Annotated in this window: 17 protein-coding genes and 2 pseudogenes; 9 read left to right on the forward strand and 10 right to left on the reverse strand. The window is 70.6% G+C overall.

Translation table 11 applies throughout. The features are described 5' to 3' along the window. Window positions 1–728: 728 nt before the first annotated feature. The gene (locus tag ACZ7J0_RS04330) at window positions 729–2,171 is read right to left on the reverse strand and encodes a nucleobase:cation symporter-2 family protein (protein WP_470883825.1); all 1,443 of its coding nucleotides are present in this window, start codon (window positions 2,169–2,171) and stop codon (window positions 729–731) included. Window positions 2,172–2,522: 351 nt separating this feature from the next. Here ACZ7J0_RS04330 and ACZ7J0_RS04335 point away from each other — a divergent pair, with 351 nt between their 5' ends. Both ACZ7J0_RS04335 and ACZ7J0_RS04340 read left to right on the forward strand, forming a co-directional pair. Next, the gene (locus tag ACZ7J0_RS04335) at window positions 2,523–3,242 is read left to right on the forward strand and encodes a helix-turn-helix domain-containing protein (protein WP_470883826.1); all 720 of its coding nucleotides are present in this window, start codon (window positions 2,523–2,525) and stop codon (window positions 3,240–3,242) included. 400 nt (window positions 3,243–3,642) lie between these two features. Continuing rightward, window positions 3,643–5,058: a nucleobase:cation symporter-2 family protein gene (locus ACZ7J0_RS04340; protein ID WP_470884127.1), complete on the forward strand. Its 1,416-nt coding sequence runs from the start codon at window positions 3,643–3,645 to the stop codon at window positions 5,056–5,058. Window positions 5,059–5,116: 58 nt separating this feature from the next. Here the strand turns inward: ACZ7J0_RS04340 and ACZ7J0_RS04345 are convergent, their stop codons facing one another. Further along, window positions 5,117–5,377 (reverse strand): carbohydrate-binding module family 20 domain-containing protein, encoded by a 261-nt coding sequence (locus ACZ7J0_RS04345; protein ID WP_470883828.1) that lies wholly within the window; start codon window positions 5,375–5,377, stop codon window positions 5,117–5,119. 279 nt (window positions 5,378–5,656) lie between these two features. Between ACZ7J0_RS04345 and ACZ7J0_RS04350 the strand changes: the two genes are divergently transcribed. Further along, a complete protein-coding gene (locus tag ACZ7J0_RS04350) occupies window positions 5,657–8,635 on the forward strand; it encodes a carbohydrate binding domain-containing protein (RefSeq protein WP_470883830.1) in 2,979 nt (992 codons plus the stop codon). A gap of 222 nt (window positions 8,636–8,857) precedes the next feature. Here ACZ7J0_RS04350 and ACZ7J0_RS04355 read toward each other — a convergent pair whose 3' ends face one another. The 3 genes and pseudogenes from ACZ7J0_RS04355 to ACZ7J0_RS04365 form a co-directional block, all read right to left on the reverse strand. Continuing rightward, on the reverse strand, window positions 8,858–10,186 hold the full coding sequence (locus ACZ7J0_RS04355; protein ID WP_470883831.1) for a class I SAM-dependent RNA methyltransferase: 1,329 nt from the start codon (window positions 10,184–10,186) through the stop codon (window positions 8,858–8,860). A gap of 89 nt (window positions 10,187–10,275) precedes the next feature. Next, window positions 10,276–12,321 carry an APC family permease gene (locus tag ACZ7J0_RS04360; protein WP_470883832.1) on the reverse strand — a complete coding sequence of 682 codons (2,046 nt, stop codon included), beginning with the start codon at window positions 12,319–12,321 and terminating at the stop codon, window positions 10,276–10,278. Between the two features lie 106 nt (window positions 12,322–12,427). Then, window positions 12,428–12,855: pseudogene (locus tag ACZ7J0_RS04365) on the reverse strand (FAD-dependent monooxygenase); the annotation flags it as partial. Between the two features lie 178 nt (window positions 12,856–13,033). Here ACZ7J0_RS04365 and ACZ7J0_RS04370 point away from each other — a divergent pair. The 4 genes from ACZ7J0_RS04370 to ACZ7J0_RS04385 all read left to right on the forward strand — a co-directional run bounded on the left by ACZ7J0_RS04370 (window position 13,034) and on the right by ACZ7J0_RS04385 (window position 16,976). Then, window positions 13,034–14,758 carry an IclR family transcriptional regulator domain-containing protein gene (locus ACZ7J0_RS04370; RefSeq protein WP_470883834.1) on the forward strand — a complete coding sequence of 575 codons (1,725 nt, stop codon included), beginning with the start codon at window positions 13,034–13,036 and terminating at the stop codon, window positions 14,756–14,758. Between the two features lie 196 nt (window positions 14,759–14,954). Next, a complete protein-coding gene (locus ACZ7J0_RS04375; RefSeq protein WP_468704863.1) occupies window positions 14,955–15,623 on the forward strand; it encodes a potassium channel family protein in 669 nt (222 codons plus the stop codon). Further along, complete coding sequence (locus tag ACZ7J0_RS04380) at window positions 15,623–16,300, forward strand: potassium channel family protein (RefSeq protein ID WP_468704488.1); 678 nt, start codon at window positions 15,623–15,625, stop codon at window positions 16,298–16,300. The genes ACZ7J0_RS04375 and ACZ7J0_RS04380 overlap by 1 nt, the downstream gene beginning before the upstream one ends. A 283-nt stretch (window positions 16,301–16,583) precedes the next feature. Then, window positions 16,584–16,976, forward strand: coding sequence for a nuclear transport factor 2 family protein (locus ACZ7J0_RS04385; protein ID WP_470883837.1), 393 nt, complete (start codon window positions 16,584–16,586; stop codon window positions 16,974–16,976). A 99-nt stretch (window positions 16,977–17,075) separates the two neighbouring features. Here the strand turns inward: ACZ7J0_RS04385 and ACZ7J0_RS04390 are convergent, their stop codons facing one another. The 4 genes from ACZ7J0_RS04390 to ACZ7J0_RS04405 form a co-directional block, all read right to left on the reverse strand. After that, window positions 17,076–17,837 carry a DUF3159 domain-containing protein gene (locus ACZ7J0_RS04390; protein WP_470883839.1) on the reverse strand — a complete coding sequence of 254 codons (762 nt, stop codon included), beginning with the start codon at window positions 17,835–17,837 and terminating at the stop codon, window positions 17,076–17,078. A 3-nt stretch (window positions 17,838–17,840) separates the two neighbouring features. Then, the gene (locus tag ACZ7J0_RS04395) at window positions 17,841–18,239 is read right to left on the reverse strand and encodes an OB-fold nucleic acid binding domain-containing protein (RefSeq protein WP_468704496.1); all 399 of its coding nucleotides are present in this window, start codon (window positions 18,237–18,239) and stop codon (window positions 17,841–17,843) included. Window positions 18,240–18,300: 61 nt separating this feature from the next. After that, on the reverse strand, window positions 18,301–18,984 hold the full coding sequence (locus tag ACZ7J0_RS04400) for a response regulator (RefSeq protein ID WP_470883841.1): 684 nt from the start codon (window positions 18,982–18,984) through the stop codon (window positions 18,301–18,303). A 53-nt stretch (window positions 18,985–19,037) separates the two neighbouring features. Then, window positions 19,038–21,590 (reverse strand): DUF4118 domain-containing protein, encoded by a 2,553-nt coding sequence (locus ACZ7J0_RS04405; RefSeq protein ID WP_470883842.1) that lies wholly within the window; start codon window positions 21,588–21,590, stop codon window positions 19,038–19,040. 227 nt (window positions 21,591–21,817) lie between these two features. On the opposite strand from ACZ7J0_RS04405, the gene ACZ7J0_RS04410 reads away from it, so the two are divergent. Beyond that, window positions 21,818–22,219, forward strand: a complete 402-nt coding sequence (locus ACZ7J0_RS04410; RefSeq protein ID WP_470883843.1) for a YciI family protein — start codon at window positions 21,818–21,820, stop codon at window positions 22,217–22,219. 7 nt (window positions 22,220–22,226) lie between these two features. Continuing rightward, window positions 22,227–23,469 (forward strand): annotated as a pseudogene (locus tag ACZ7J0_RS04415) (RNA polymerase sigma factor). Window positions 23,470–23,518: 49 nt separating this feature from the next. Here the strand turns inward: ACZ7J0_RS04415 and ACZ7J0_RS04420 are convergent. Beyond that, entirely contained in the window at window positions 23,519–24,262 is a 744-nt protein-coding gene (locus ACZ7J0_RS04420) for an ABC transporter ATP-binding protein (protein WP_470883845.1), read from the reverse strand. Window positions 24,263–24,317 lie beyond the last annotated feature (55 nt).

Raw genomic sequence — 24,317 nt, forward strand, 5'->3', positions numbered from 1 at the left:
AAACGACACAAAGTCTTGGTTCCAGGCCGTCCAGGCGGCCTGTCGCGTACGAGCGCGAGCACCCGTCCACAGGAGAGGGGAGCCGTTCACGTATCGCTCCGCCCTACGGCCAACATGCCGCCTTACCTGGGCTATTGGGTGACGAACGCCGGCGGACGTCGAGAAACTTCGATCGCGACGGCGCCGACGAGGAACCACACTCCGAAACCGAGTAGCCACAGAACGCCAGGAGCGGCTTCCCGCGCGATCGGGCCCGAACGCTGACTCCGGCAAGCGCCTACGCCCCCCGGCGAACACCCCGGTCAGGGCCGCAGGAACGACATGAATCATGTCGCGTTCTTAACGTCGGCGGAGACCGTCGCATGGCGCGGCGGCGGTCAGCCACCGCCGCCGGTCGGAGCGTGCAGGATCACCTGGCTGACACGCCGCCGGAGCGACCGCCACGTGGGCGTCGCGAGCGTCGTTCCGGCGTCGAGGTACGGCCCCTCACGCCCACGGCGCAGACCACGCATACCCCCAACCGCAGGTCAGACGCCCTTCTCGGCCGGCTCCAGGCTCGCCACGCACTCCGCATGGCGCGTCATCGGCACAGGTCGCCAGGATGATGCGGCAGCGCGCGGGGTAGGTGGAGGGTTCTTCGCCGCCGTGGATGACGAGGCGCGCACGGTGCGGGTGCCCAGAACACCACGCGGTCACCAGCGTCGGTGGTCCTGATCGCATGCCGCGCTTCAACGGCGTCGATGGCTTGAATGGGGGCCCGGACGTGCCGTGTTGTCGAAGGCGTTGACCTGTGTCGTGGGGATGTGGCTCTCGTTCGCTTCGCTGCCTCGTCCAAAGTGGTTGAGCAGGAGATTGAGCAGGAGAGCGGCGAGGCATCCGGCTGTGATGCCAGAGCCCAGGATCATGGCGGCGGGTGCCGGGAGGTGTTCGTAGAAGTCCGGGGATGCCACGGGGAAGAGGCCGAGAGCGAGAGCAACGGAGACGATGATGCCGTTGTGGCCGGTGGCCAGGGACGCCTTGGCGAGGGTCCGGATGCCGGCGACGGTGATCGAGCCGAAGAAGACCACGCCCGCCCCGCCGAGCACGGGGAGCGGCACCAGGGCGCCGAGCGAGGCCAGGACCGGCACGAGCCCCATGAGCACCAGAATCGCTCCGCACAGGGTGACCGCGTAGCGGCTGCGGATGCGGCTGATCGCGACCAGGCCGACGTTCTGGGCGTACGCGCAGCTCACGAAGGCGCCCAGGGCGCCGCCGAGTGCGGTACCCAAGCCCTGGGCGCGCAGGCTGCCGGCGATGACCCGGTCGTCGACGGGTCGGTCGACCACCGATCCCACCGCGATGAGGGAGGCGGTGGACTCCGTCATGGAGACGAGCATGACCACGAGCATGGTCGCGATGACCGGCGCCTCGAACTGCGGGGCGCCGAAGGCGAACGGCTCCGGCAGTGCGAACAGCGGCGCCTGGGAAAGGTGGTGGAAGTCGACCTTGCCCATCGGGATCGCGGCGGCCGTGCCGACGATGAGCCCGAGCAGGATCGCGACCCGCTGGAGGAAACGTCCGCTGAGCAGCCGGTGGAGGAGGAGCGTGACGGTGAGCGTGCCGGCGGCGAGCGCGAGGTTGGAGGGTGAGCCGTAGCCGGCGGCATCACGATCACCGCCTCGGGCCCACTCGCCGGCGACCGGGAGCAGCGACAGCCCGACCAGGGTGATGACGGAACCGCTGACGACGGGCGGGAAGAAGCGAACCAGCCGGCAGAAGACCGGTGCGAGCAGGAAGCAGACGGCCCCTGCGACGAGGGTCGCTCCGAACACCAGGGGCAAGGTGTCCTGCCCCTCCGAGACGGAAGCGGCCAGGATCGGCGAGACCACGGCGAACGAGACGCCGTTGGTGACGGGGAGCCTGGCCCCGACGCCCCAGACAGTCAATGTCTGGGCGACGGTGGCGAGGCCGGCGACGACCAGGGACGCGGCGAGCAGGGCGGTGAGCTGCGCCGGCGAGAGACCGAGCGCGCCTCCGATGATCAGGGGAGGGGCAGCGAGGCCCGCGTACATGCTGGCCACGTGCTGCAACGCCGCGGGAACCAGCCGACGCGTGGGGAGCACTTCGTCCGCGGGGTGGGCGGGGAAGGGCGGATCGGAAGGGTGGTGCGGGGTGAAGACAGGGGAGCGCATGAGGACAGTCCCTCCGAGAGACCGCCCGACAGGCGCACAGCTGGGACGGTCACGAGCGAAGTGCGGCCGGACGAACCCGGTGCAGGTGGACGGACCTGCCCGAGGGGACGTGGGAATCGTGCCGGGTTCCGTGGTGCAGAGAACGGCTCAATTCCTCATTGCGGAATTTACTTTCCGCCGTGGACGCCCGGACTCTACGAACGTCTCACCCTCGCCGTCAACTCCTCCAACTCACCCAATGGATCCCTGTGATTCTTTGGAGGTACCTACGAAGCCTCGTACGCGGGCAGGGCATACCGCTCGGGTCCGAGGTCTTGGCGGCGGCGCCATGGATCCCTACGGTGTCCGGCTATGCCAAGCCACGAGGGCCTCCGTCGCCCGCCCGAGGGCGATCCGTCCGCCTACCCCCCGCTCGATCCCCGCCGCGCCGCCGCTCTGCGCGAGCAGCTCGGCCTGACCCATGGCCAGGTCGCCTGGGCCATCTCCGCCTTCCAGGCCGAACCCCTCCACCCCCACACACTCCTGGCCTGGGAGCAGGCCGCCGACGTTCCGACAGGTCGTCAGATCAAGGCACTCGCCGCGGCGCTGTGGTGCGCACCGGCCGAGCTGCTCGGCGAACCCGCCACGCTCCTGCAGTGCAGGACCCTGCTCGGACTGACGGTGGAACACGTCGCCGCGGAAGTCGGCATGACGCGCGACCGCTACGCCGACGCGGAACTGCGCAATCGCTGGCGGGGATCGGCACGGCAGACCCATGCCCTGCTCGGGACGCTGCGCCCGCCACCCGCCTGCTTCGTCGCGGCGTGCGGCAGAACGGGGCAGCTGCGCGTGCTGCTGCGCGAGGCGGTCACCGGCTGGTGGCCGAACTACGTCCGCCCCGTCATGAAGATCGTTCCCGTGGCACAGAAGGAGGTCCAACGAGCGCTGGAGCACCTTCACCTGACGTACCAGCGGATCGACAACCACGGCGGGGCGGGAGCCGCCGCGGAGGCGGTCGAGCAGGAAGCCCTGGCCTTCCTCGACCGGATCGAGGAGCACCTGTGGGACCGGCTCCGCGACCAACGAGCCTGAGGTGGCCGCCTCCCCGCAAGCCGCTACTCAGCCATGCCTTGACACGCCCGCCCCGGCGTGAGGCACTAGAGGCACCCAGCCCAACGGATTCTGCTTTCCGCATCGTGGACGATCAGATGATGCAGTCTTCGGCAGGGCTCAAAAAGCTCCACCAGGGTTCGCTCACCCTGCGAGCCTGACCTCGGGCAACTCGTACGTCACCCATCTCCACGGGCACTCCCGCGTCCGGGTACTCCTGCCGCCCGCTCGACCGCGTCATCGAACAGTCCACCGGCTCCAGGTGGCGTCGGCCGCTCCCCCGGCGCCGCTCCTCGATGAGCGCATCGCGTCAGCAGTCCAGGAGGTACGTCCCGTGTCGTCCAGCCCCAGCCCCAGCCCTGCCCCGGAGCCCGCTCCGGACCTGGCACCTGCCCCGGACCAGGCCCCCGGAGCCAAGCACCCGGTCGACCAGCCCCTGCCGCCCGCCAAGCTCCTCGGAGCCGGGCTCCAGCACGTCGCGGCCATGTACGCGGGTGTCGTCGCCCCGCCGCTGGTCGTCGGTATCGGCGTGGGTCTGAGCACCGCCGAAATCGCGTTCCTGATGAGCGCCAGTCTCTTCACCGCCGGCATCGCCACCCTGCTCCAGACCATCGGCTTCTGGAAGGTCGGCGCCCGGCTCCCCTTCGTCAACGGCGTCTCCTTCGCGGGCGTGGCCCCGATGCTGGCCATCGCCAAGGCCGAGGGTCCCGAGGACGCCCTGCCCGTGATCTACGGCGCGGTGATCGTGGCCGGCGTCTTCGGCGTGCTGCTCGCACCATGGTTCTGCAAGCTCATCCGGTTCTTCCCGCCGGTCGTCACCGGCACGGTCATCACGCTCATCGGCGTGTCCCTGCTGCCCGTCGCCTTCAACTGGGCCCAGGGCGGCAACCCCCAGGCCGCCGACTACGGGAACGCCAAGTACATCGGCCTCGCCGCAGTGACGCTGCTGATCACCGTGGTGCTCCGCAGAATGCTGACCGGCTTCCTCAAGCAGATCTCCATCCTGCTCGGCCTCGTGGCCGGCACTCTGATAGCCCTGCCGCTCGGGCTCGCGGACTTCAGCGCCGTCACCGACGCCGACGTCATCGGCTTCCCCACGCCCTTCCACTTCGGCGCGCCCCAGTTCGCGGCCGCCGCGATCATCTCCATGATCATCGTGATGATCGTGTCGATGACCGAGAGCACCGCCGACGTCATCGCCCTCGGCCAGATCGTCGACAAGCCCGCCGACGAGAAGACCCTCGCCGCGGCACTGCGCGCCGACGGCCTCGGCACCGCGATCAGCCCGTTCTTCAACGGCTTCGCCGCCAGTGCCTTCGCGCAGAACGTCGGCCTGGTCGCCATCACCAAGGTCCGCAGCCGGTACGTCGTCGCCGCCGGCGGCGGAATCCTGATCCTGCTCGGCCTGTGCCCGATGCTGGCGTCCGTCGTTGCCCTGGTCCCGCAGCCCGTCCTCGGCGGCGTCGGCCTCGTCCTGTTCGGCACCGTCGCCGCGAGCGGCATCCAGACCCTCGCGCACGCCGCCCTCGACCGCGGTGACAACGTCCTCATCGTGGCCATCAGCCTCGGCATCGGCGTGATCCCCATGGCCGCCCCGGACTTCTACCACGCCTTCCCGGAGAGCATGCGCATCGTCCTCGACTCCGGCATCAGCACCGGCTGCGTCGTCGCGGTCCTGCTCAACCTCGCCTTCAACCACATCGGCCGCGGCCAGCAGACCGAACCCGCACCCGAGACCGTGCCCGTCCCGGCACACGAACCCCCCGCGGAGGCGGCGCCCGCGCCCGCCGCCCACTGATCACCACCGGCAGGACCCAGGTGCCCGCTCCCCGAGGGAGCGGGCACCGCCCTTTGCTTCACTCCGGTCCGACCCGACGGCCACACGTCTCCATGGCGTTCAAAGTCAGTTGCGCCAGGTGTCGTTCAGCGTGACCTGGCCGGAGGCCGGGATGGTGGCGGTGCGGTTGGCGCCCGGGCTCCCAGGTCACCGTGCCGGAGGCGTCCTTGCGGATGCGCATGTACTCGACGGGGGTGCCGGCGGCGAGCGTGACGTTCGGCGTCCGGACCGGGTACGCGGAGGAGAGCAGCAGCACGTTGCTCGGATCCCAGTCGCCCATTCGGCATGCGAACCTACGGCCGCCCTGACGTGACGTCAAGATCTGCCGCAGTAAGGGGTTTTGGTCGCCATTCCCGACCCTGCGAACCATCTCGCCCCTCCTGGCACGGCAGACGCGCGAGCTTTCGCAGCTTCCACCGGAGCCCTTTACGCGGCGGTCCCGTGAGGGTAACTTCCCGCCGACGCAAGATATTTCTGAAATTTTCCGACGGTGTTTCCAACGGTGCTGATCCCCTCTCCAACCGGCCCGTTCGGAACGCGCCCCTGCCTGGAGAATCAGATGACCCGCACCCCTACGCGCCTGCCCGGGCACCCGGCGGCCGTCCTGGCCGTGGCCGCCGGCCTGCTCGGCCTGCTTGCCGCACCACCCGACGCCCCCTCGCCCAGGACCGCCCCGGTCGCGGCCGTCGCCGAGAACACGGCGACGGTCTACTACTGGACCAAGACCAAGAACTGGTCGTCCTACAACCTCCATTACGCCCCCGACGGCGGCTCCTGGACCTCCGTCCCGGGTGTCGCGATGGAGGCAGCCTGTACGGACTGGGTGAAGAAGACCGTCAGCCTCGGCTCCGCCGCGGGCCTCCAGGCCACCTTCAACAACGGCACCGGCACCTGGGACAACAACGGCGGCCGCGACTACGCCCTCGGGACCGGGAACATCACCGTGAAGGACGGGGTGGTCGCCCACTCCGACCCGTGCGCCGACACTCCCCTGCCGGCCTCCAACAAGGCGACGGTGTACTACTCCTCGGCCTCCCTCGGCTGGTCGACGGTGAACGTCCACTACCAGCCGGCCGGCGGGGCGTGGACGGCCGTGCCCGGCGTCGGCATGACGGCCGCCTGCACCGGCTGGTGGAAGCGGGAGCTCGACCTCGGCACCGCCACCTCCCTCAAGGCCGCCTTCAACAACGGCAGCGGCGTGTGGGACAACAACGGCGGCTCGGACTACACCATCGGCACCGGCACCTCCACCGTCCGGGACCGGACGGTGACCGCGAACGCGGCCGATCCCTGCGCCGCCACCCCGCCCGACACCCAGGCTCCCACCGCTCCGGCCCGGGTCACCGCGACCGCCGACGGCGTCTCCGTCCTGCTCGCCTGGGACGCGGCCGGCGACGACCGGGGCGTGACGAAGTACCAGGTCACCCGCAGCGGCGGCGGCACCGGCACGGTGGTCACGGACGTCGGCTCGACGGTCTTCTCGGACACGAACCTCGCCGAGCGCACCGCGTACACGTACACGGTGAAGGCCGTGGACGCCGCCGGGAACGTCTCGGCCGCCTCCGCCGCGGCGACCGCCATCACCGGCGACAAGCCCGCCGACCCGGCGAACGGCAAGCCCCTCGGCACCGACCCGCGCAAGGACCCGATCTACTTCGTCCTCACCGCCCGCTTCTACGACGGCGACGCCTCCAACAACCGGGGCGGCAGCCAGCACGTGAAGTCGGGCAACGCGGCCCACGACGACCCCATGTTCCGGGGCGACTTCAAGGGCCTGATCCAGAAGCTCGACTACATCAAGGGCCTCGGCTTCTCCGCCGTCTGGGTCACACCGGTGGTGCTCAACCGCTCGGACTACGACTACCACGGCTACCACGGCTACGACTTCTACAAGGTGGATCCCCGCCTGGAGTCAGCCGGCGCCTCCTACCAGGACCTCATCGACGCCGCCCATGCCAAGGGCATGAAGATCTACCAGGACGTCGTCTACAACCACTCCTCCCGGTGGGGCGCCAAGGGCCTGTTCACGCCGACCGTGTACGGCGTCCGTGACACCCAGTGGAGCTGGTACTACGACGAGAAGCGGCCCGGTTTCGAGTACGACGGCCTGACGATCGACCCCAAGACCGGCAAGTCGTACTACAACGGCGACCTGTGGTCGACGGCCGAGCCCACCGGCAACACCTGCGTCAACTGGGGCAAGCCGACCGGCGGGAAGAGCGCCGAGGGCTACACCCTCTACAACTGCCAGTGGCCGAGTCCCACTTCAGGCATGTTCCCGAAGGAGCTCTACCACCAGTGCTGGATCGGCAACTGGGAGGGGGAGGACTCGCGTTCCTGCTGGCTGCACGAGGATCTGGCGGACTTCAACACAGAGAACCCGACCGTGCAGAACTACCTGATCGGCGCGTACAACAAGTACATCGACATGGGCGTCGACGGCTTCCGCGTCGACACCGCCGTGCACATCCCGCGCACCACCTGGAACCGCCGCTTCCTCCCCGCGATCCAGGAGCGGGTCGCCCGGCAGCACGGCGCCGAGGCCGCGAAGAACTTCTTCGTCTTCGGCGAGGTCGCGGCCTTCGTCAACGACAAGTGGAACCGCGGCTCGGTGAACCACTCCGCGCAGTTCTTCACCTGGAAGGAGCGCAAGGAGTACGACGCCGACGACACCAAGGCGGCGCTGGAGATGTACGACTACGAGCAGCAGCAGGGCACCGGCAACCAGCCCACCTCCACCAACGCCTTCCTGAACGGCAACAGCTACCACACTCCCGACCACAGCCGGTTCTCCGGCATGAACGTCATCGACATGCGCATGCACATGAACTTCGGTGACGCGTACAACGCCTTCTCCAACGGCAAGGACTCCGACGACAGCTACAACGACGCCACCTACAACGTCGTCTACGTCGACAGCCACGACTACGGACCCAACAAGTCGAGCGAGCGGTACGCGGGCGGTACCGCCGCCTGGGCCGAGAACATGTCCCTGATGTGGACCTTCCGCGGCATTCCGACGCTCTACTACGGCTCCGAGATCGAGTTCCAGAAGGGGCAGAAGATCGACTGCGGGCCCATCTGCCCGCTCGCCACCACCGGCCGCGCCTACTTCGGCGACCACGTCGCCGGCTCCGTCACGGCTGCCGACTTCTCCCAGGTCTCCTCGGCCTCCGGAGCCGTCGCGACCACGCTCCAGCAGCCCCTCGTGCAGCACGTGCAGCGGCTCAACCAGATCCGCCGCGCGATCCCCGCGCTCCAGATGGGCCAGTACTCCACCGAGGGCGTCTCGGGCGGCATGGCGTTCAAGCGCCGCTACACGAGCGGCTCGACGGACAGCTTCGCGCTCGTCACGGTCTCGGGCGGTGCCACCTACTCGGGCATCCCCAACGGGACGTACACCGACGCCGTCACGGGCGACGTGCGGACCGTCACCAACGGCTCCCTGTCGGTCGCCGCACCCGGCACGGGCAACCTGCGGGTGTACGTCCTGAACGGCCCCGGCAAGATCGGCGCCTCGGGCGCGTACCTGAAGTAGCGGACACCGTACGGGGCGGGGGCCACCCGCCCCGTACGCGTCACCCCACGTCCGCCGCCTGACGGCGCAGGGGCGTGCGGTGCGGGGCAACAAGAAGACACCCGCACATGACGGTGCGTCAGGAACCGCACCGTTCATGCGTCAAACGTGCGCCACGCGGGTCGGTCGCGCGTCGAGATGTCGCACCTGACGCCCCTCACGCACGCTCGAAGAAAACGCAGGTCAGACACCCTTGTCGGCCGGCTCCAGGATCGCCACGCACTCCACGTGATGCGTCATCGGGAACAGGTCGAACGCCCTCAGCGTCCGCGGCTTGTAGCCGTTCTCCGCGAAGTACGCCAAGTCCCTTGCCAGCGCCGCCGGGTCGCACGCCACGTACGCGATCCGCCGGGCGCCCAGGCCCGACAGGTGCTTCACCGTCTGCTTGCCCGCGCCCGCGCGCGGCGGGTCCAGGACGATCAGGTCGACGTCCGTGATGCCCGTGCGCGGGAGGATGGACTCGACCTTGCCCTGCTCGATGCGGACGCGGTCGAAGTGCTGCAGGTTGTGGCGGGCGTCCTCGACCGCGCGCTTGCCCGATTCGATGCCGAGGACCGCGCCCTGGTCGCCGACGCGGTCGGCGATCGCGCCGGCGAAGAGGCCGACGCCGCAGTAGAGGTCGAGGGCGGAGTCGCCCTTGCGGGGCAGCAGGCCCTGCATCACGGCGAGGACGAGGGTGCGGGCCGCCTGCGGGTGAACCTGCCAGAAGCCGCCGTTGCCCACGCGGTAGGTGCGGTCGTCGGCGCGCTCGCGGACGAAGGCGCGGCCGTGGACCCGGTGGACCCCGCCGTCCTTCTCCTCGACGCGCAGGACGGAGACGGGCTTGTCGAGCTCCACCAGGGGCAGCCGGGCGCCGGGGCGCGGGGTGAGGATCACCTGGCGGTCGCCGGAGCCGGTGGCGGCGATGGCCTCGACCGAGGCCATGCCCTCCCAGAGCCGCTCCTCGATGCCGAGCTCGCTCACTCCGGGCGCCGCGATCATGCAGTGCTCGATGGGTTCGACGTCGTGCGAGCGGTGGCGCCGCAGGCCGACGTGGCCCGCGTCGTCGATGGCGTACTGCACCCGGGTCCGCCACTGCGGCACCTCGCCGGGCGGCAGCTTGTCGCCCTCGGCGGGCATGACCGTTCCGTCCCAGCCGGCCTCCTCGGGGGTGAGCCCGGCGAGGCGCTTGAGCTGCTCGGCGATGACCTCGCCCTTGAGGCGGCGCTGGGCGCCCGGCTTGGCGTGCTGCCAGTCGCAGCCGCCGCACTTGCCGGGGCCGGCGTACGGGCACGGGGCCTCGACACGGTCCTTGGACGCGTCGAGGATCCGTACGGCGTCGGCGCGCAGGAAGCGCGAGGTCTCCTCGCCCTCGGTGACCCTGGCGACGACCTTCTCGCCGGGCAGCGCGTGCCGGACGAAGAGGACGCGGCCCTCCTCGGTACGGGCGATGCAGTGGCCGCCGTGTGCGACGGGCCCGACCTCGACCTCGTACTCCTCCCCGACCAGTGAAGACGTATCGGCGTTCTGCATGGGGAGTGACTCCAGAGAAAGAGGGGTGCGGCCGGGCGGCAGCCCACCAGTCTACGTGCCCGCCCGACCACTCAGCTCGTGCCGGCGGTTCAGCTCCGGCCGGCGGTCTCCTTGCGCTTCTCGACCGGGCCGCGGCGCACCGCGCCGGGCGGGTTCCACTCCTGGCGCTTCTTGGCCCGCTTCTTGGCGACTTCGGAGGACTGGAGCTGGTAGGGCACCGAGGTGACCATGACGCCCGGGGTGAACAGCAGCCGGCCCTTGAGCCGCAGGGCGCTCTGGTTGTGCAGCAGGTGCTCGTACCAGTGGCCGACGACGTACTCCGGGATGTAGACGCTGACCGCGTCGCGCGGGCTCTCCCGGCGCAGGCTCTTCACGTAGTCGATGACGGGCCGGGTGATCTCGCGGTACGGGGAGTCGAGGATCTTCAGCGGGACGTTGATCCCGCGTCGTTCCCACTCCGCCTTGAGCGCCTTGGTCTCGTCGGGGTCGACGTTGACGCTCAGCGCTTCGAGCTCGTTGGAGTGCAGGAGCTTGGCGTAGGCGAGGGCGCGCAGCGTCGGCTTGTGGAGCTTGGAGACCAGGACGATGGACCGGACCCGCGAGGGACGGACGTACTCGTCGGGGCGCTCCTCGGCCGCGGCGATCTCCTCGGCCACCCGGTCGTAGTGCTTACGGATCGCGGTCATCGTGCCGTAGAAGATCACCATGCCGAGGAGGGCGACCCACGCGCCGTGGGTGAACTTGGTGGCGAGGACGACGACCAGGACCAGTCCGGTGAAGAAGGCGCCGAAGGTGTTGATGGCGCGCGAGCGGATCATCCGGCGGCGGGCCGCCGGGTCCGTCTCGCTCTTCAGGTGGCGGTTCCAGTGCCGGACCATGCCGGTCTGGCTGAGGGTGAAGGAGACGAAGACGCCGACGATGTAGAGCTGGATCAGCCGGGTCGAGTCGGCTCCGTACAGCCAGACCAGCAGGATGGCCGCGCCGGCCAGCAGGACGATGCCGTTGGAGAACGCGAGGCGGTCTCCTCGGGTGTGCAGCTGGCGCGGCAGGTAGCGGTCCTGGGCGAGGATCGAGCCGAGGAGCGGGAAGCCGTTGTAGGCGGTGTTGGCCGCCAGGAAGAGGACGAGCGCGGTGGCCGCGGCGAGGATGACGAAGAAGAACGTCCCGTCGCCGAAGACGGCGGCCGCGACCTGGGAGATCACCGGGTTCTGGACATAACCCTCGCCGACCGGGACCCCGCCGCGCAGCAGGTCGTGCTCGGGCGTCTCGGCCATCTTCACCTTGGTGGCCATGGCCAGGCCGATGATGCCGCAGAACATCGTGACGGCCAGCGCGCCCATGAGGGCGAGGGTCGTCGCGGCGTTCTTGGACTTCGGCTTGCGGAAGGCGGGGACGCCGTTGGAGATCGCCTCGACACCGGTGAGGGCGGCGCAGCCGGAGGAGAAGGCGCGCAGCAGCAGGAAGACCAGCGCGAAGCCGGCCAGGCCCTGGTGCTCGGGCTTGATCTCGAAGTCGGCGGTGGGGGCCCTCATGGCTTCGTCGAGGACGATCCCCCGGAAGGCACCCCACGCGATCATGATGAAGACGCCGGCGACGAAGACATAGGTGGGGATGGCGAAGAGCTTGCCGGACTCCTTCACTCCGCGCAGGTTCATCAGCGTCAGCAGGACGATGATGGCGATGGCGGAGAGCACCTTGTGCTCGATGACGAAGGGGACGGCCGAGCCGAGGTTCTCCACTCCGGAGGAGATGGAGACGGCGACGGTGAGGACGTAGTCGACGAGCAGGGCGCTCGCGACGGTGAGTCCGGCCTTCGGTCCGAGGTTGGTGTTGGCGACCTCGTAGTCGCCGCCGCCGCTGGGATAGGCGTGCACGTTCTGCCGGTACGACGCCACGACGGTGAACATCAGGACCACGACGGCTGCCGCGATCCAGGGGCTGAAGTGGTACGCCGACACGCCCGCGATGGAGAGGACCAGCAGCACCTCGCCGGGCGCGTACGCCACCGAGGAGAGGGGGTCCGAGGCGAAGACGGGGAGCGCGATGCGCTTCGGCAGGAGGGTTTCTCCCAGCCTGTCGCTGCGCAGGGCCCGTCCGATCAGGATCCGTTTGGGCAGGTCGGTCAGTTTGGACACGCAAGGGATCGTAAGCCGTGCGTGTGTACGGCGCCCAACCACCACCCCCGTCGTCACCGAATCTCCCGGTCATGGCCTCCCGGGGCATGGACCCGCGTTCACCGCGCGCCGTCACTCGCGGCGTACGGAAGAGGGGGGCGCAGTCGGCGAGCCGGAGGGCGATGAGGTCCTTGACGACCTCGGTCTGGGCGTAGACCCAGACCCGGCGGCCCCGGGTGAGCGCGGGAAAGTCGACGCGGTGGGCACGGCGGGCGTTACAGAGCTCGATGCCGTCGTGGACCAGCCCCTCGCGGTCGAGCCTCGCCCCGGCGACGGCGGCACGCAGCGCGTCGACCGTGGTCTGCTCCAGGATTCCGGCGCGGCTCGCCGTAGGCGCGATCGTGGCCATCAGAACCACACCGACGATTCCGGCGTTGTGCAGCAGGCGGGCGAGCAGCAGGCCGGAGGGCCGCCGCCGATGATCCCCACAGTGGCGTGCGTCAGCTCTCGTCGTGGCGGAGAGGACGCGTACGTTCTCGGCTGGGCGCCTGGCATACGGGGCGGCACGGCTGCCGCATGCGGCGGGGCGACCGCGCCGCGCGAACGCCGACGCCTCGAAGCGTGGCGATGCGTTCGCACAGTGAATTTTCCTTCACTATGCTGTCGTGTGGTGAGTGCGCGGGCGCCGCTCGCCCCTGTCAACGCGTTCCGCCTCGCCGAGCACGGAGAGCCCATGCCCCAGACCGAGCCCCCGGCCGAGGCCGTCACTCCGCTCATGCGCGGGATCGGAGTACTGCTCCGGCTCACCCAGGCCGATGGCACGGCGAGCCTCAGCGAGCTCGAACGGGCCACCGGCCTCGCCCGTTCCACCGTCGACCGGGTCACCTCGACCCTCACCCGCATGGGTTATCTCCGCCTCGACCGCCGGGGCGCCTCGCTCTCCCCCCGTCTGATGGAGCTCGGCAACGCCTATCTGGCCTCCATCCGGCTGCCCGGCCTGCTCGGCGGCCTCGCGGACTCCCTCGCCGACGAGCTCGACGAGTCGGTGTCCCTCGCCGTGAGCGACGGCGACGGCATCCGCTTCGTCCACCAGGCGACCCGGAGCCGCGCGATGTCACTCAGCTTCCGCATCGGGGACCTGCTGCCCGCCGAGCGCACCGCGCCGGGCGCCCTCTTCGCCGCCGGCTGGACACCGGAGCAGTGGGCACGCTGGGAGGAGCGGCTGGCCGCCGACCCCGACGACAGCGGTTTTCCCGCCGTGGCGCCCCGGGAGAAGCCCCGGGACCCCCGGTTCCGTACGGAGTTCCGACACCGGGCCGCGCACGCGTCGCGGCACGGCTGGGCGGTCGACGACCAGCTCATCGAGCCGGGGCTGATCGCCCTGGCCGTTCCCGTGCGCGACCCGGCGGGCGGCGTCGTGTGCGTGGCGAGCGTGGTCAGCCACACCAGCCGGCACGGTGTCACGTCCCTGCGCACCGCGATGCTGCCCCGGCTGCGGGCGACCGTACGGGCCATGGAACGGGAACTCCGCCGCGCCGCCGCCCCCACGGGCCCGGCGGCCCCGTCCGCGCCCCTCCGCAGCGGTTCCGCGCCGGCCCCCGCCAGCGGTCCGGCGCCGGAGCCCGCAGCCCGGCCGGCCCCCCTCGCCGCCTGGACGGCCGCCTCCAAGCAGGAACTGGGCCGGGACTTCATCGAATCACTCGCCCGCGGACTGACCGTGCTGACCGCCTTCGACGAGGGCCGCGACGAGCTCACGCTCAGCGCCGTCGCCGAGGCCACCGGTCTGGCCAGAGCCACCGCCCGGCGCGCCCTGATCACCCTGGAGTACCTGGGGTACGTCACCTCGTACGAACGGTCCTTCCGTCTCACCCCCCGCGTCCTGGCCCTCGGCTTCGCCCCGCTGTCCCGGACCACGCTCCCCCAGATCGCCGCGCCGCACCTCGCCGCGCTCACCCTGCGCGTGCACGACTCCTCGTCCCTGGCGGTCCTCGCGGGCGACGACATCCAGTACACGGCCCGCGTCGCCACCGGACGCATCATGAGCGCGGACATCGCGGTCGGCACCCGTTTCCCGGCGTACGCCACCTCCATGGGCCGGGCGATCCTCGCGAACCTCCCGCCCGACGAGCGGGACGCGCTGCTCGCGCGCGCCGAACGGCCGCCGCTGACCCCGTACACCCTCACCGGGCTGCCGGAGCTCACCACAGCCCTGGACCGGGTACGACGGGACGGGTACGCGCTGGTCGACGCGGAGCTCGAGGAGGGCCTCCGCTCGATCGCCGTACCCGTCAGGGACCGGGCCGGGAAGGTCGTGGCGGCGGTCAATGTGGCGATGCACAGCAGCCGCCGCACCCTGCGGGAGTGCGTGGACGTGGTGCTCCCGGAGCTGCGGGCGACGGCCGAGCGGATCGAGGCGGATCTGCACATCGCGGGGCGGTTCACCCGTGTGAACCTCTGAGCGGACACCGGGCGTCCTTACGGATGAGGGCATCGGAGCCGTCCCGGCATAAGCTCGTGTTCGGGCGCCTTCGCGCACTGTTGGCTCAAAAGGGCCGAGCAGGGCGGCCCAGCAGGCCGGGCCAGGCTGAGAGAGAAGAGTGAGCAGGGTGTTTTCGCAGGTCAGCGGGATGACCAGGACTGCGGGGTAGGTGCAGGTGCACATCGTCATCATGGGCTGCGGGCGCGTGGGAGCCGCTCTCGCGCAGACCTTGGAACAGCAAGGTCACACCGTCGCCGTCATCGATCAGGACCCCACGGCCTTCCGCCGTCTGGGCTCCGGCTTCGGCGGCCGGCGGGTGACCGGTGTCGGCTTCGACCAGGACACCCTGCGTGAGGCGGGGATCGAGGAGGCCGGCGCCTTCGCCGCCGTGAGCAGCGGCGACAACTCGAACATCATCGCCGCCCGGGTGGCGCGGGAGATGTTCGGCATCGAGAACGTCGCCGCCCGTATCTACGACCCCCGGCGCGCCGAGGTCTACCAGCGTCTCGGCATCCCCACCGTCGCCACGGTCCGCTGGACCGCCGACCAGATGCTGCGCAGGCTGCTGCCGTCCGGTTCCGAGCCGCTGTGGCGTGATCCGAGCGGCGGGGTGCAGCTCGCCGAGGTGCACACCTCCGGCGCCTGGATCGGCCACAAGGTGAGCAGGATGCAGGACGAGACCGGTGTGCGCGTCGCCTTCCTCACCCGGCTGGGCGAGGCGGTTCTGCCGACGTCGCAGACGGTGCTTCAGGAGGGCGACCTCGTCCACGTGATGATGCGTACGGACGACGTCGAGAAGGTCGAGGCGGCCTTCGCCGAGGGCCCTGAGGAGGGCGGTCACTGATGCGGGTCGCTATTGCGGGCGCAGGCGCGGTGGGCCGTTCCATCGCGGGCGAGCTGCTGGAGAACGGGCACGAGGTGCTCCTCGTCGACAAGGCGCCCACCGCCATCTCGGTGGAACGGGTGCCGCAGGCGGAGTGGCTGCTCGCCGACGCCTGCGAGATCACGTCGCTGGACGAGGCCGCGCTGCAGCGCTGCAACGTGGTCATCGCGGCCACCGGTGACGACAAGGTCAACCTGGTCGTCTCGCTGCTCGCCAAGACCGAGTACGGCGTGCCCCGGGTCGTCGCGCGGGTCAACAACCCCAAGAACGAATGGCTGTTCAACGAGTCCTGGGGCGTCGATGTCGCCGTCTCCACGCCTCGTCTGATGTCGGCCCTGGTCGAGGAGGCAGTGAGCGTCGGCGACCTCGTCCGGCTGCTGCGCTTCAGCCACGGCGACGCCAACCTGGTGGAGCTGACCCTGCCGCCGGAGTCGGCGATCGCGGGCACGGCCGTCGGCGACGTCGAATGGCCGCAGGACACCTCGCTGGTGACGATCATCCGCGGCTCGCGGGTGCTCACGCCGAGCGCCGAAGAGACCCTCGAGGCGGGCGACGAGCTGCTGTTCGTGGCGGCGCAGGCGCGCGAGGAGCAGCTGGAGGCCCTGCTGTCGGTGACGCGCGAGGACGCCCCGAGCTGACTCAGTGTGGTGGAAGAGGGCCCCGGACCGTCGCGGTTCCGGGGCCCTCTTGTCGGTCCTGCTCACTGCTCGTCCCGGTCGCTGTTCAACCTGCTCACCTTTTGCCGTGGTCATTGTTCGTCGAGTACGCGTTCGGAGGCGCCCGGTCGGCGGGGCGACGACATCGGGCGTCCCCGTGGCTCGGTTTGGGCCCAATCGGGTAGGCGTGGGCCGGCCGACCCGGTGTGGCTGCGACTGCCCGGTCTGCTTCCGGTTACGTTCGCGGGGGCCAAAGGAGGCTGTGATGACCGATCATCCGAACATCGCCGTGTTTCATCGGACCCTGGCGGCCTTCACGGCCGGCGACATGGACGCGCTGGCGGAGGTTTTCCACCCCGATGTGGTGTGGCACAACCCCGGTCAGGGCCCGCTGGCAGGTGACTTCCGTGGTCGAGAGGACGTCTTCGCCCTGTTCCAACGGGAATTCGAGATGTCGGGGGGCACGTACCGTCCACAGCTCCACGATGTGCTCGCCAACGACCAGCACATGGTCGCCCTGCTCCATGTCACGGCCTCTCGCGAGGGCAAGGAGCTCGACCTGGACTACGCGCTCGTCTTCCACATGCGAGACGGCAGGATCACCGAAGGCTGGGACCTGTGGACCGATCAGGCGGCCTACGACGCGTTCTGGTCGTAGCGGCGGCAAGCCGTCACCCCGTGCGCGCGGGCCGCGCAGACCGGCGACGGGCCCGGAACCGATCCGGTTCCGGGCCCGACCCAGGTGTCATGACGGCGGCTACGCCTGGTGCTCTCTCGCGGCGGCCTTGCGCTCCTTCTCGGCGTTCTCCTCCGCCTCCATCTCCGCGAAGACGTCGATCGGCGGTGGCGCCTTGGCCAGGAACACCCAGGTCAGATAGACCGCGAGCAGGAACGGCGGGATCTTCAGGGCGATCAGCACCCAGCCGAACTGCGTGGTGTCCGCCCACCAGTAGAGCGGGAAGAGGATCGCGCACTTGGCGAGCAGGATCAGACCCCACGCCCAGCTGGCCTTCGCGTACGCCTTCTTGCGACCCGGGTTGCGGGTCCGCCAGGAGAGGTTCTCCTTGAAGACCGGACCGAGGATCAGTCCGATCAGGGGAACGCCGGCGATCGTGGTCACGATGTACGCGACGGCGAGACCCAGCGTGTAGAGCATGCCGGGGAGGTAGAAGTCCTTGGCGTTGCCGGTCATCATCGCGAAGACCACACCGAAGGCGACGCCGAAGACGCCGCTGAAGGCGTGCTTCACGGTGTCACGGCGGATCAGCCGGACGGCGACGAGCAGCAGGGACACCGCGAGGGCCGCGATGGCCGAGATGTGCAGGTCCTTGTTGATCGTGAAGATCGTGACGAAGAGCAGCCCGGGCAGGACGGTCTCCACCATGCCGCGCACGCCGCCGAAGGCCTCGAAGAGGGCGGCCTCGGTTACGGCCTTCGCCGCCCGGTCGGCGGCGTCCTGGTCGGCGGCGCTGTGGTCCACGCTGTCCTGGTCGGCGGTCGGCTTGTCGAATGACGTCACCGGCTACTCCTGTCCGAGCGGTCGGAGCTCGTATTTGGGATTGAAGAGAACCCGGCGGCCGTGGCTCATGGAGATCCGGCCGGAGGCAATGAGCTTACGGCCCGGCTCGATACCCACGATGGACCGACGGCCCAGCCACACCACGTCGAGCGGTGCCGTGCCGTCGAAGAGTTCCGCCTCCAGCGCCGGCACACCGGCGCGCGGACGCAGGGTGACCGTGCGCAAGGTACCAGTCACCTTGACTATCTGACGGTCGTTGCAGTCGGAGATACGGGTGCACCCCGACGCCTGGGTGTCCTCCTGGAGTTCTTCCGACTCCAGGTCCTCCTGCGAGGTGGACAGGCGGTCGAGCATCCGGCGGAAACGCCCGGCCGGCTTCTCTGTACGCGGTGCAGCACTCATACAGAAAGCGTACCGGTCACCATCGGCGCGCACGGGGATGCGGGGGCGTCCGCCGACGGCCTCAGGATCGCTCGAAGCGGTACCCCATGCCCGGCTCGGTGACGAAGTGCCGGGGGTGCGAGGGGTCGGCCTCCAGCTTGCGGCGCAGCTGTGCCATGTAGACACGGAGATAGTTGGTCTCCGTGCCGTAGGACGGACCCCAGACCTCCTGGAGCAGCTGCTTCTGGCTGACGAGCCGGCCGCTGTTGCGGACGAGGACCTCCAGCAGATGCCACTCGGTGGGGGTGAGGCGCACGTCGCGGCCGTCCCGGTGGACCTTCTTCGCGGCGAGATCGACGGTGAAGCCCGCCGTCTCGACGACGGTGTCGTCCTCGCCGCCGACGGGCTCGGCCCTGCGCACCGCGGCGCGCAGCCGGGCGAGCAGCTCGTCCATGCCGAACGGCTTGGTGACGTAGTCGTCGGCGCCAGCGTCGAGGGCCTCGACCTTCTCGTCGGAGGTGTGGCGGGCCGAGAGCACCAGGATGGGGACGCGGGTCCAGCCCCGCAGGGCCTTGATCACCTCGACGCCGTCCATGTCGGGCAGCCCGAGGTCGAGGACGACGACGTCGGGGTGCCGTTCGGCGGCGAGCCGGAGCGCGGTCGCGCCGTCGGGCGCCGCGTCCACCTCATAGGCGCGCGCCTTCAGATTGATCACGAGAGCGCGGACTATCTGCGGCTCGTCGTCGACCACGAGGACCCGGGTCATGGGTGCGGACCTGCTTTCTCGCTGCGGCGCGGGGTGGGCGCCGGCCTGCGGCTTCATGAGCTTGACGAGGTGACCAGGGCGGGGGGCTCGCCCGGTGCGGCTCTGGGCCCGGCGGCGGCGCGGAGCGTCAGGACCATGGTGAGTCCGCCGCCGGGCGTGTCCTCCGCGGTGACGGTGCCCCCCATGGCCTCGACGAAGCCGCGGGCGACGGCGAGACCGAGACCCACCCCGGCGCCGCGCGGGGCGTCGCCGAACCGCTGGAACGGCTCGAAGATGCCCTCCTTGCTGTCGTCGGGGACGCCGGGCCCCCGGTCCACGACCCGCAGCTCGACCCGGTCCCCCAGCGCGCTGCCGGCGACGGCCACGGGGACGTCGCCGGGGCTGTACTTGACGGCGTTCTCGACGATGTTGGCGACCACGCGTTCCAGCAGGCCCTTGTCGACCTCGACCATGGGCAGCGACTCGGGGATGTCCAGCTCGGCGCTTCCGTCGGGAACGCCGCCGAGCGCCATGGGCACGACCTCGTCCAGGTCGATGGCGCGGATGAGCGGGGTGACGGTGCCGGTCTGGAGCCGTGACATGTCGAGGAGGTTGCCGACGAGGTGGTCGAGGCGGTCCGCGCCGTCCTCGATGCCCTCGAGGAGCTCGGCACGGTCCTCCTCGGACCAGTCGACGTCGTCGGACCGCAGTGACGAGACGGCGGCCTTGATGCCCGCGAGGGGCGTACGGAGGTCATGGCTGACGGCCGCGAGCAGGGAGGTGCGGATCTTGTTGCCCTCGGCGAGTTTGCGGGCCTCCTCGGCGGCGCCGACGAGCCGCTGCCGGTCCAGGACGACGGCGGCCTGCGCGGCGAAGGCGCCCAGGACCCGGCGGTCCTCGGCGGGCAGGACGCGGCCGGAGAGCGCGAGGGCCATGTGGTCACCGACGGGCATGTCGACGTCCGCCTCCTCGGGACGGGCGACGGGCCGGGGCCCTACACTGCCGGCGCAGGTCCACGGCTCGACGTCGCCGCCGCGCTCCAGCAGGGCGACGGACTCCATGGAGAACGTCTCGCGGACCCGTTCCAGGAGGGCGTCCAGGGTCGTCTCCCCCCGCAGCACACTGCCGGCGAGGAACGAGAGGATCTCCGACTCGGCGCGCAGCCGGGCGGCCTGGTGGGTGCGGCGCGCGGCCAGGTCGACCACCGAGGCGACCGCCGTCGCGACACCGAAGAAGACGGCGATGGCGACGATGTTGTGCGGGTCGGAGATGGTGAAGCGGTGCAGGGGCGGCGCGCAGTAGTAGTTCAGCAGGAGCGAGCCGAAGGCGGCGGAGGCCAGCGACGGCAGCAGTCCGCCGAGGAGCGCGGAGGCCACGGTCAGCGACAGGAACAGCAGCATGTCGTTGGCGAGGCCGGGGTCGGCGTCGATATGGGTCAGCAGGAGGGCCAGCAGGGCCGGGCCGACCACTCCGACCAGCCATCCCCAGATGATCCGGGAGCGGCCGAGGCGGGCGCCGCTGGCGACGGGCAGCCCCCGTCCCTTGGCGACCTCCTCGTGGGTGACGATGTGCACGTCGAGGTCGGGGCCGGAATCCCGGGCGACGGTCTGTCCGACGCCGGGCCCGAGGATGTACTGCCAGGTCTTGCGGCGCGAGGAGCCGAGGACGATCTGGGTGGCGTTGACACCGCGCGCGAACGACAGCAGCGCGGAGGGGATGTCGTCGCCTATGACGTGGTGGAAGGAGCCGCCGAGGTCCTCGACGAGGGTCCGCTGGACGGCGAGTTCCTTGGGGGACGCGGAGGTCAGTCCGTCGCTGCGGGCGATGTAGACGGCGAGGATCTCGCTGCCGGAGCCCTTGGCGGCCATCCGGGCGGCGCGGCGGATCAGGGTGCGGCCCTCGGGGCCTCCGGTGAGGCCGACGACGATGCGTTCGCGTGCCTGCCAGGTGGCGCGGATGTTGTGCTCGCCCCGGTACTGCTGGAGGTATTCGTCGACCCGGTCGGCGACCCACAGCAGCGCCAGTTCGCGCAGCGCGGTGAGATTTCCGGGGCGGAAGTAGTTGGAGAGGGACGCGTCGATGCGGTCCGGTTGGTAGATGTTGCCGTGGGCCATGCGGCGCCGCAGCGCCTGCGGCGACATGTCGACGAGCTCGACCTGGTCGGCCCTGCGGACCACCTCGTCGGGGACCGTCTCGCGCTGGCGTACGCCGGTGATGGTCTCGACGACGTCACCCAGTGATTCCAGGTGCTGGATGTTGACGGTGGATATGACGTCGATCCCGGCGGCCAGCAGTTCCTCGACGTCCTGCCAGCGCTTGGCGTTGCGGGAGCCGGGGACGTTCGTGTGGGCGAGCTCGTCGACGAGGGCGACGGCCGGACGCCGTTCCAGTACGGCGTCCACGTCCATCTCGGTGAGGACGCCACCGCGGTACGGGATCTCCCGGCGCCCGATCTCCTCCAGGCCGCACAGCAGGGCCTCGGTGCGCGGGCGGCCGTGGTGCTCGACGACGGCCACGGCGCAGTCCGTGCCGCGCTCGACACGGCGGTGGGCCTCGCAGAGCATCGCGTACGTCTTCCCGACGCCCGGTGCCGCGCCGAGGTAGATCCGTAGCTTGCCGCGTCCCATGGCACACGACCTTACGTCCAGCGAAACGGACGATCCGCGCCTGCGGGAGGGCCCCGGGGCGTCTTGACGGGATTCTGATGTGTCCCCGGGGCGGGCGGCCGGAAAGCCCGCTAACTTTTTTCGCGGATTCCCGTCGGGGATGTCGAAAACGGTGGGCGGGCTTCGACCTGTCCGTGAAACCAGGCCTCAGGGCCACGACCGGGACCACGGAACTCGAGGAGCACGCCATGAAGTACATGCTGTTGATGCAGTTCAGCGAGGCGACGACGGACTTCGCGCCCATCACCTCCTGGACCCCGGAGGAGATCCAGGCGCACATCGCCTTCATGCGGGACACGAACGAGAAGCTCTCCGCGGACGGCGAGCTGGTGGACGCGCAGGGTCTGGCGATGCCCGACACCGCGAAGATCGTCCGCGCCGGCGGCGACGGCTCGCCCGTGGTCACCGAGGGGCCGTTCGCCGAGACCAAGGAGTTCCTGGCCGGGTGGTGGATCGTCGACTGCGAGTCCCCCGAGCGGGCGGTGGAGCTGGCCGCGCGGATCTCCACGGCTCCCGGCCCCGGTGGCCGGCCCCTGAACATGCCGATCGAGGTACGCGAAGTCATGTCGGCGCCGCCGACCGAGCTGTGAGGCCGCGCTGAGCGGCGAGCCTTCCCTCGACGACCTGCTGCGCACCCTCGCGCCGCAGGTCGTCGGCGTGCTCACCCGGCGGTACGGCGACTTCGACACCGCCGAGGACGCGGTCCAGGAGGCTCTTCTGGCCGCGTCGGCGCAGTGGCCCGTGGAGGGGGCGCCGGGCAATCCGCGCGGCTGGCTGATCCAGGTGGCGTCCCGCCGGATGGCCGAGCAGGTCCGGGGCGAGCGGGCGCGGCGGCGGCGGGAGGATCTGGTGGCGCGGCGGCTCCCGGCGGACCGGCGGGCGGCTCCGGCGGCGGACGAGGAGGACCCGGCGGGGCGGGACGACACGCTGATACTGCTGTTCCTGTGCTGCCATCCGACGCTGTCGCCCGCGTCGGCGATCGCGCTGACGCTGCGCTCGGTCGGCGGGCTGACGACGGGCGAGATCGCGCGGGCGTTCATGGTGCCCGAGGCGACGATGGGGCAGCGGATCTCACGGGCCAAACAGCGCGTCAAGGCGTCCGGGGCGACGTTCCGCATGCCGGAGCCGGACGAGTGGGCGGGCCGGCTCGCGTCGGTGCTCCATGTGCTCTATCTGATCTTCAACGAGGGGTACGCGAGCAGCGCGGGACCCGAGGTGCGCAGGGTCGAGCTGTCCCAGGAGGCGATCCGGCTGGCCCGGGGCGGCCCACCGGCTCCTCCCGGACGACAGCGAGGTGGCCGGGCTGCTGGCGCTGATGCTGCTGACCGAGGCGCGCGGACCCGCCCGTACGGGCCCGGACGGCGAGCTGATCCCCCTGGCCGAGCAGGACCGCGGCCGCTGGGACGCCGACGCGATCGCGGAGGGCGTCGCGCTGATCACCGAGGCGCTGCCCCGGGGGCCGGTCGGCCCTTACCAGGTGCAGGCGGCCATCGCGGCGGTCCACGACGAGGCGCCGACGGCGCGGGAGACGGACTGGCCGCAGATCCTCGCGTTGTACGGCGTGCTGGAGGGGCTGACCGACAACCCGTTCATCACGCTCAACCGGGCGGTCGCCGTCGCCATGGTCGAGGGACCGGAGGCCGGTCTCACCCTCCTCGACGCACTCGCGTCGAGCGGCGCCCTCACCGGTCACTACCGGCTCGACGTGGTGCGGGCTCATCTGCTCGCCATGACCGGCGACAGTGCGGCCGCCGCGGAGCACTACAGGGCGGCGGCAGCCCGTACGAACAGCCTCCCGGAGCGGCACCACCTGCTCCTGCGCGCGGCCCGGCTGTCCTAGGACCCCCGTCGCCCAGGCCAGGGCACCCGCCGTCCCGGCCGCCGGGCCCTCATGCCCCGGGGCGGTGCTCGATGATCTCGCCGTCGCTCAGCTCGAGGACCCGGTCCGCGAGGCGCAGCAGCTGGGTGTCGTGAGTGGCGACCAGGGCCGTGACCCCCTCACCGCGGACCACCGCGCGCAGCAGCTCCATGACAGCGAGCCCGGTCTCGGCGTCGAGCTGGCCGGTCGGCTCGTCGGCGATGAGCAGGGCCGGCTTGTTGGCGAGGGCGCGGGCGATGGCCACGCGCTGCTGCTGGCCGCCGGAGAGCTCCCCGGGCCGCTGGGCGGCGTGGTCGGCGAGGCCGACGAGTGCCAGCAGGAGCGCGACGCGCTCCTCGCGCTCGCGCGGATCCGCCTTGCGCAGCCGCATCGGTACGCCGACGTTCTCGGCGGCGTCGAGAATCGGGATCAGGCCGAACGACTGGAAGATGAAGCCGATCCGGTCGCGGCGCAGGGCGAGCAGCCCGTTCTCGCCGAGCCCTGCGAGGTCGGTGCCGTCGACGGTGATGGTGCCCCGGTCCGGTGAGTCGAGGCCGCCGACCAGATTGAGCAGCGTGGTCTTGCCCGAGCCGGAGCGGCCCTTGAGCGCCACGAGTTCGCCGCGGGGGATGTCGAAGGAGACACCGCGCAGCGCGTGGACGGCCGCGGCGCCGTTGCCGTACGAGCGGTGGACGTTCTCGACCCGGACCATGGGGCCGGCGTCCGGGTGCTCGACGACCGCCGTGCCCGGCCGCGCGCTGCTGCTCTCACTCATCCTGGACTCCCCCGTGATCGATCCGGTGCGGCGTCAGTATGTGCAGCCGCCACCT

This window comes from Streptomyces sp. NPDC038280 (assembly GCF_055600045.1).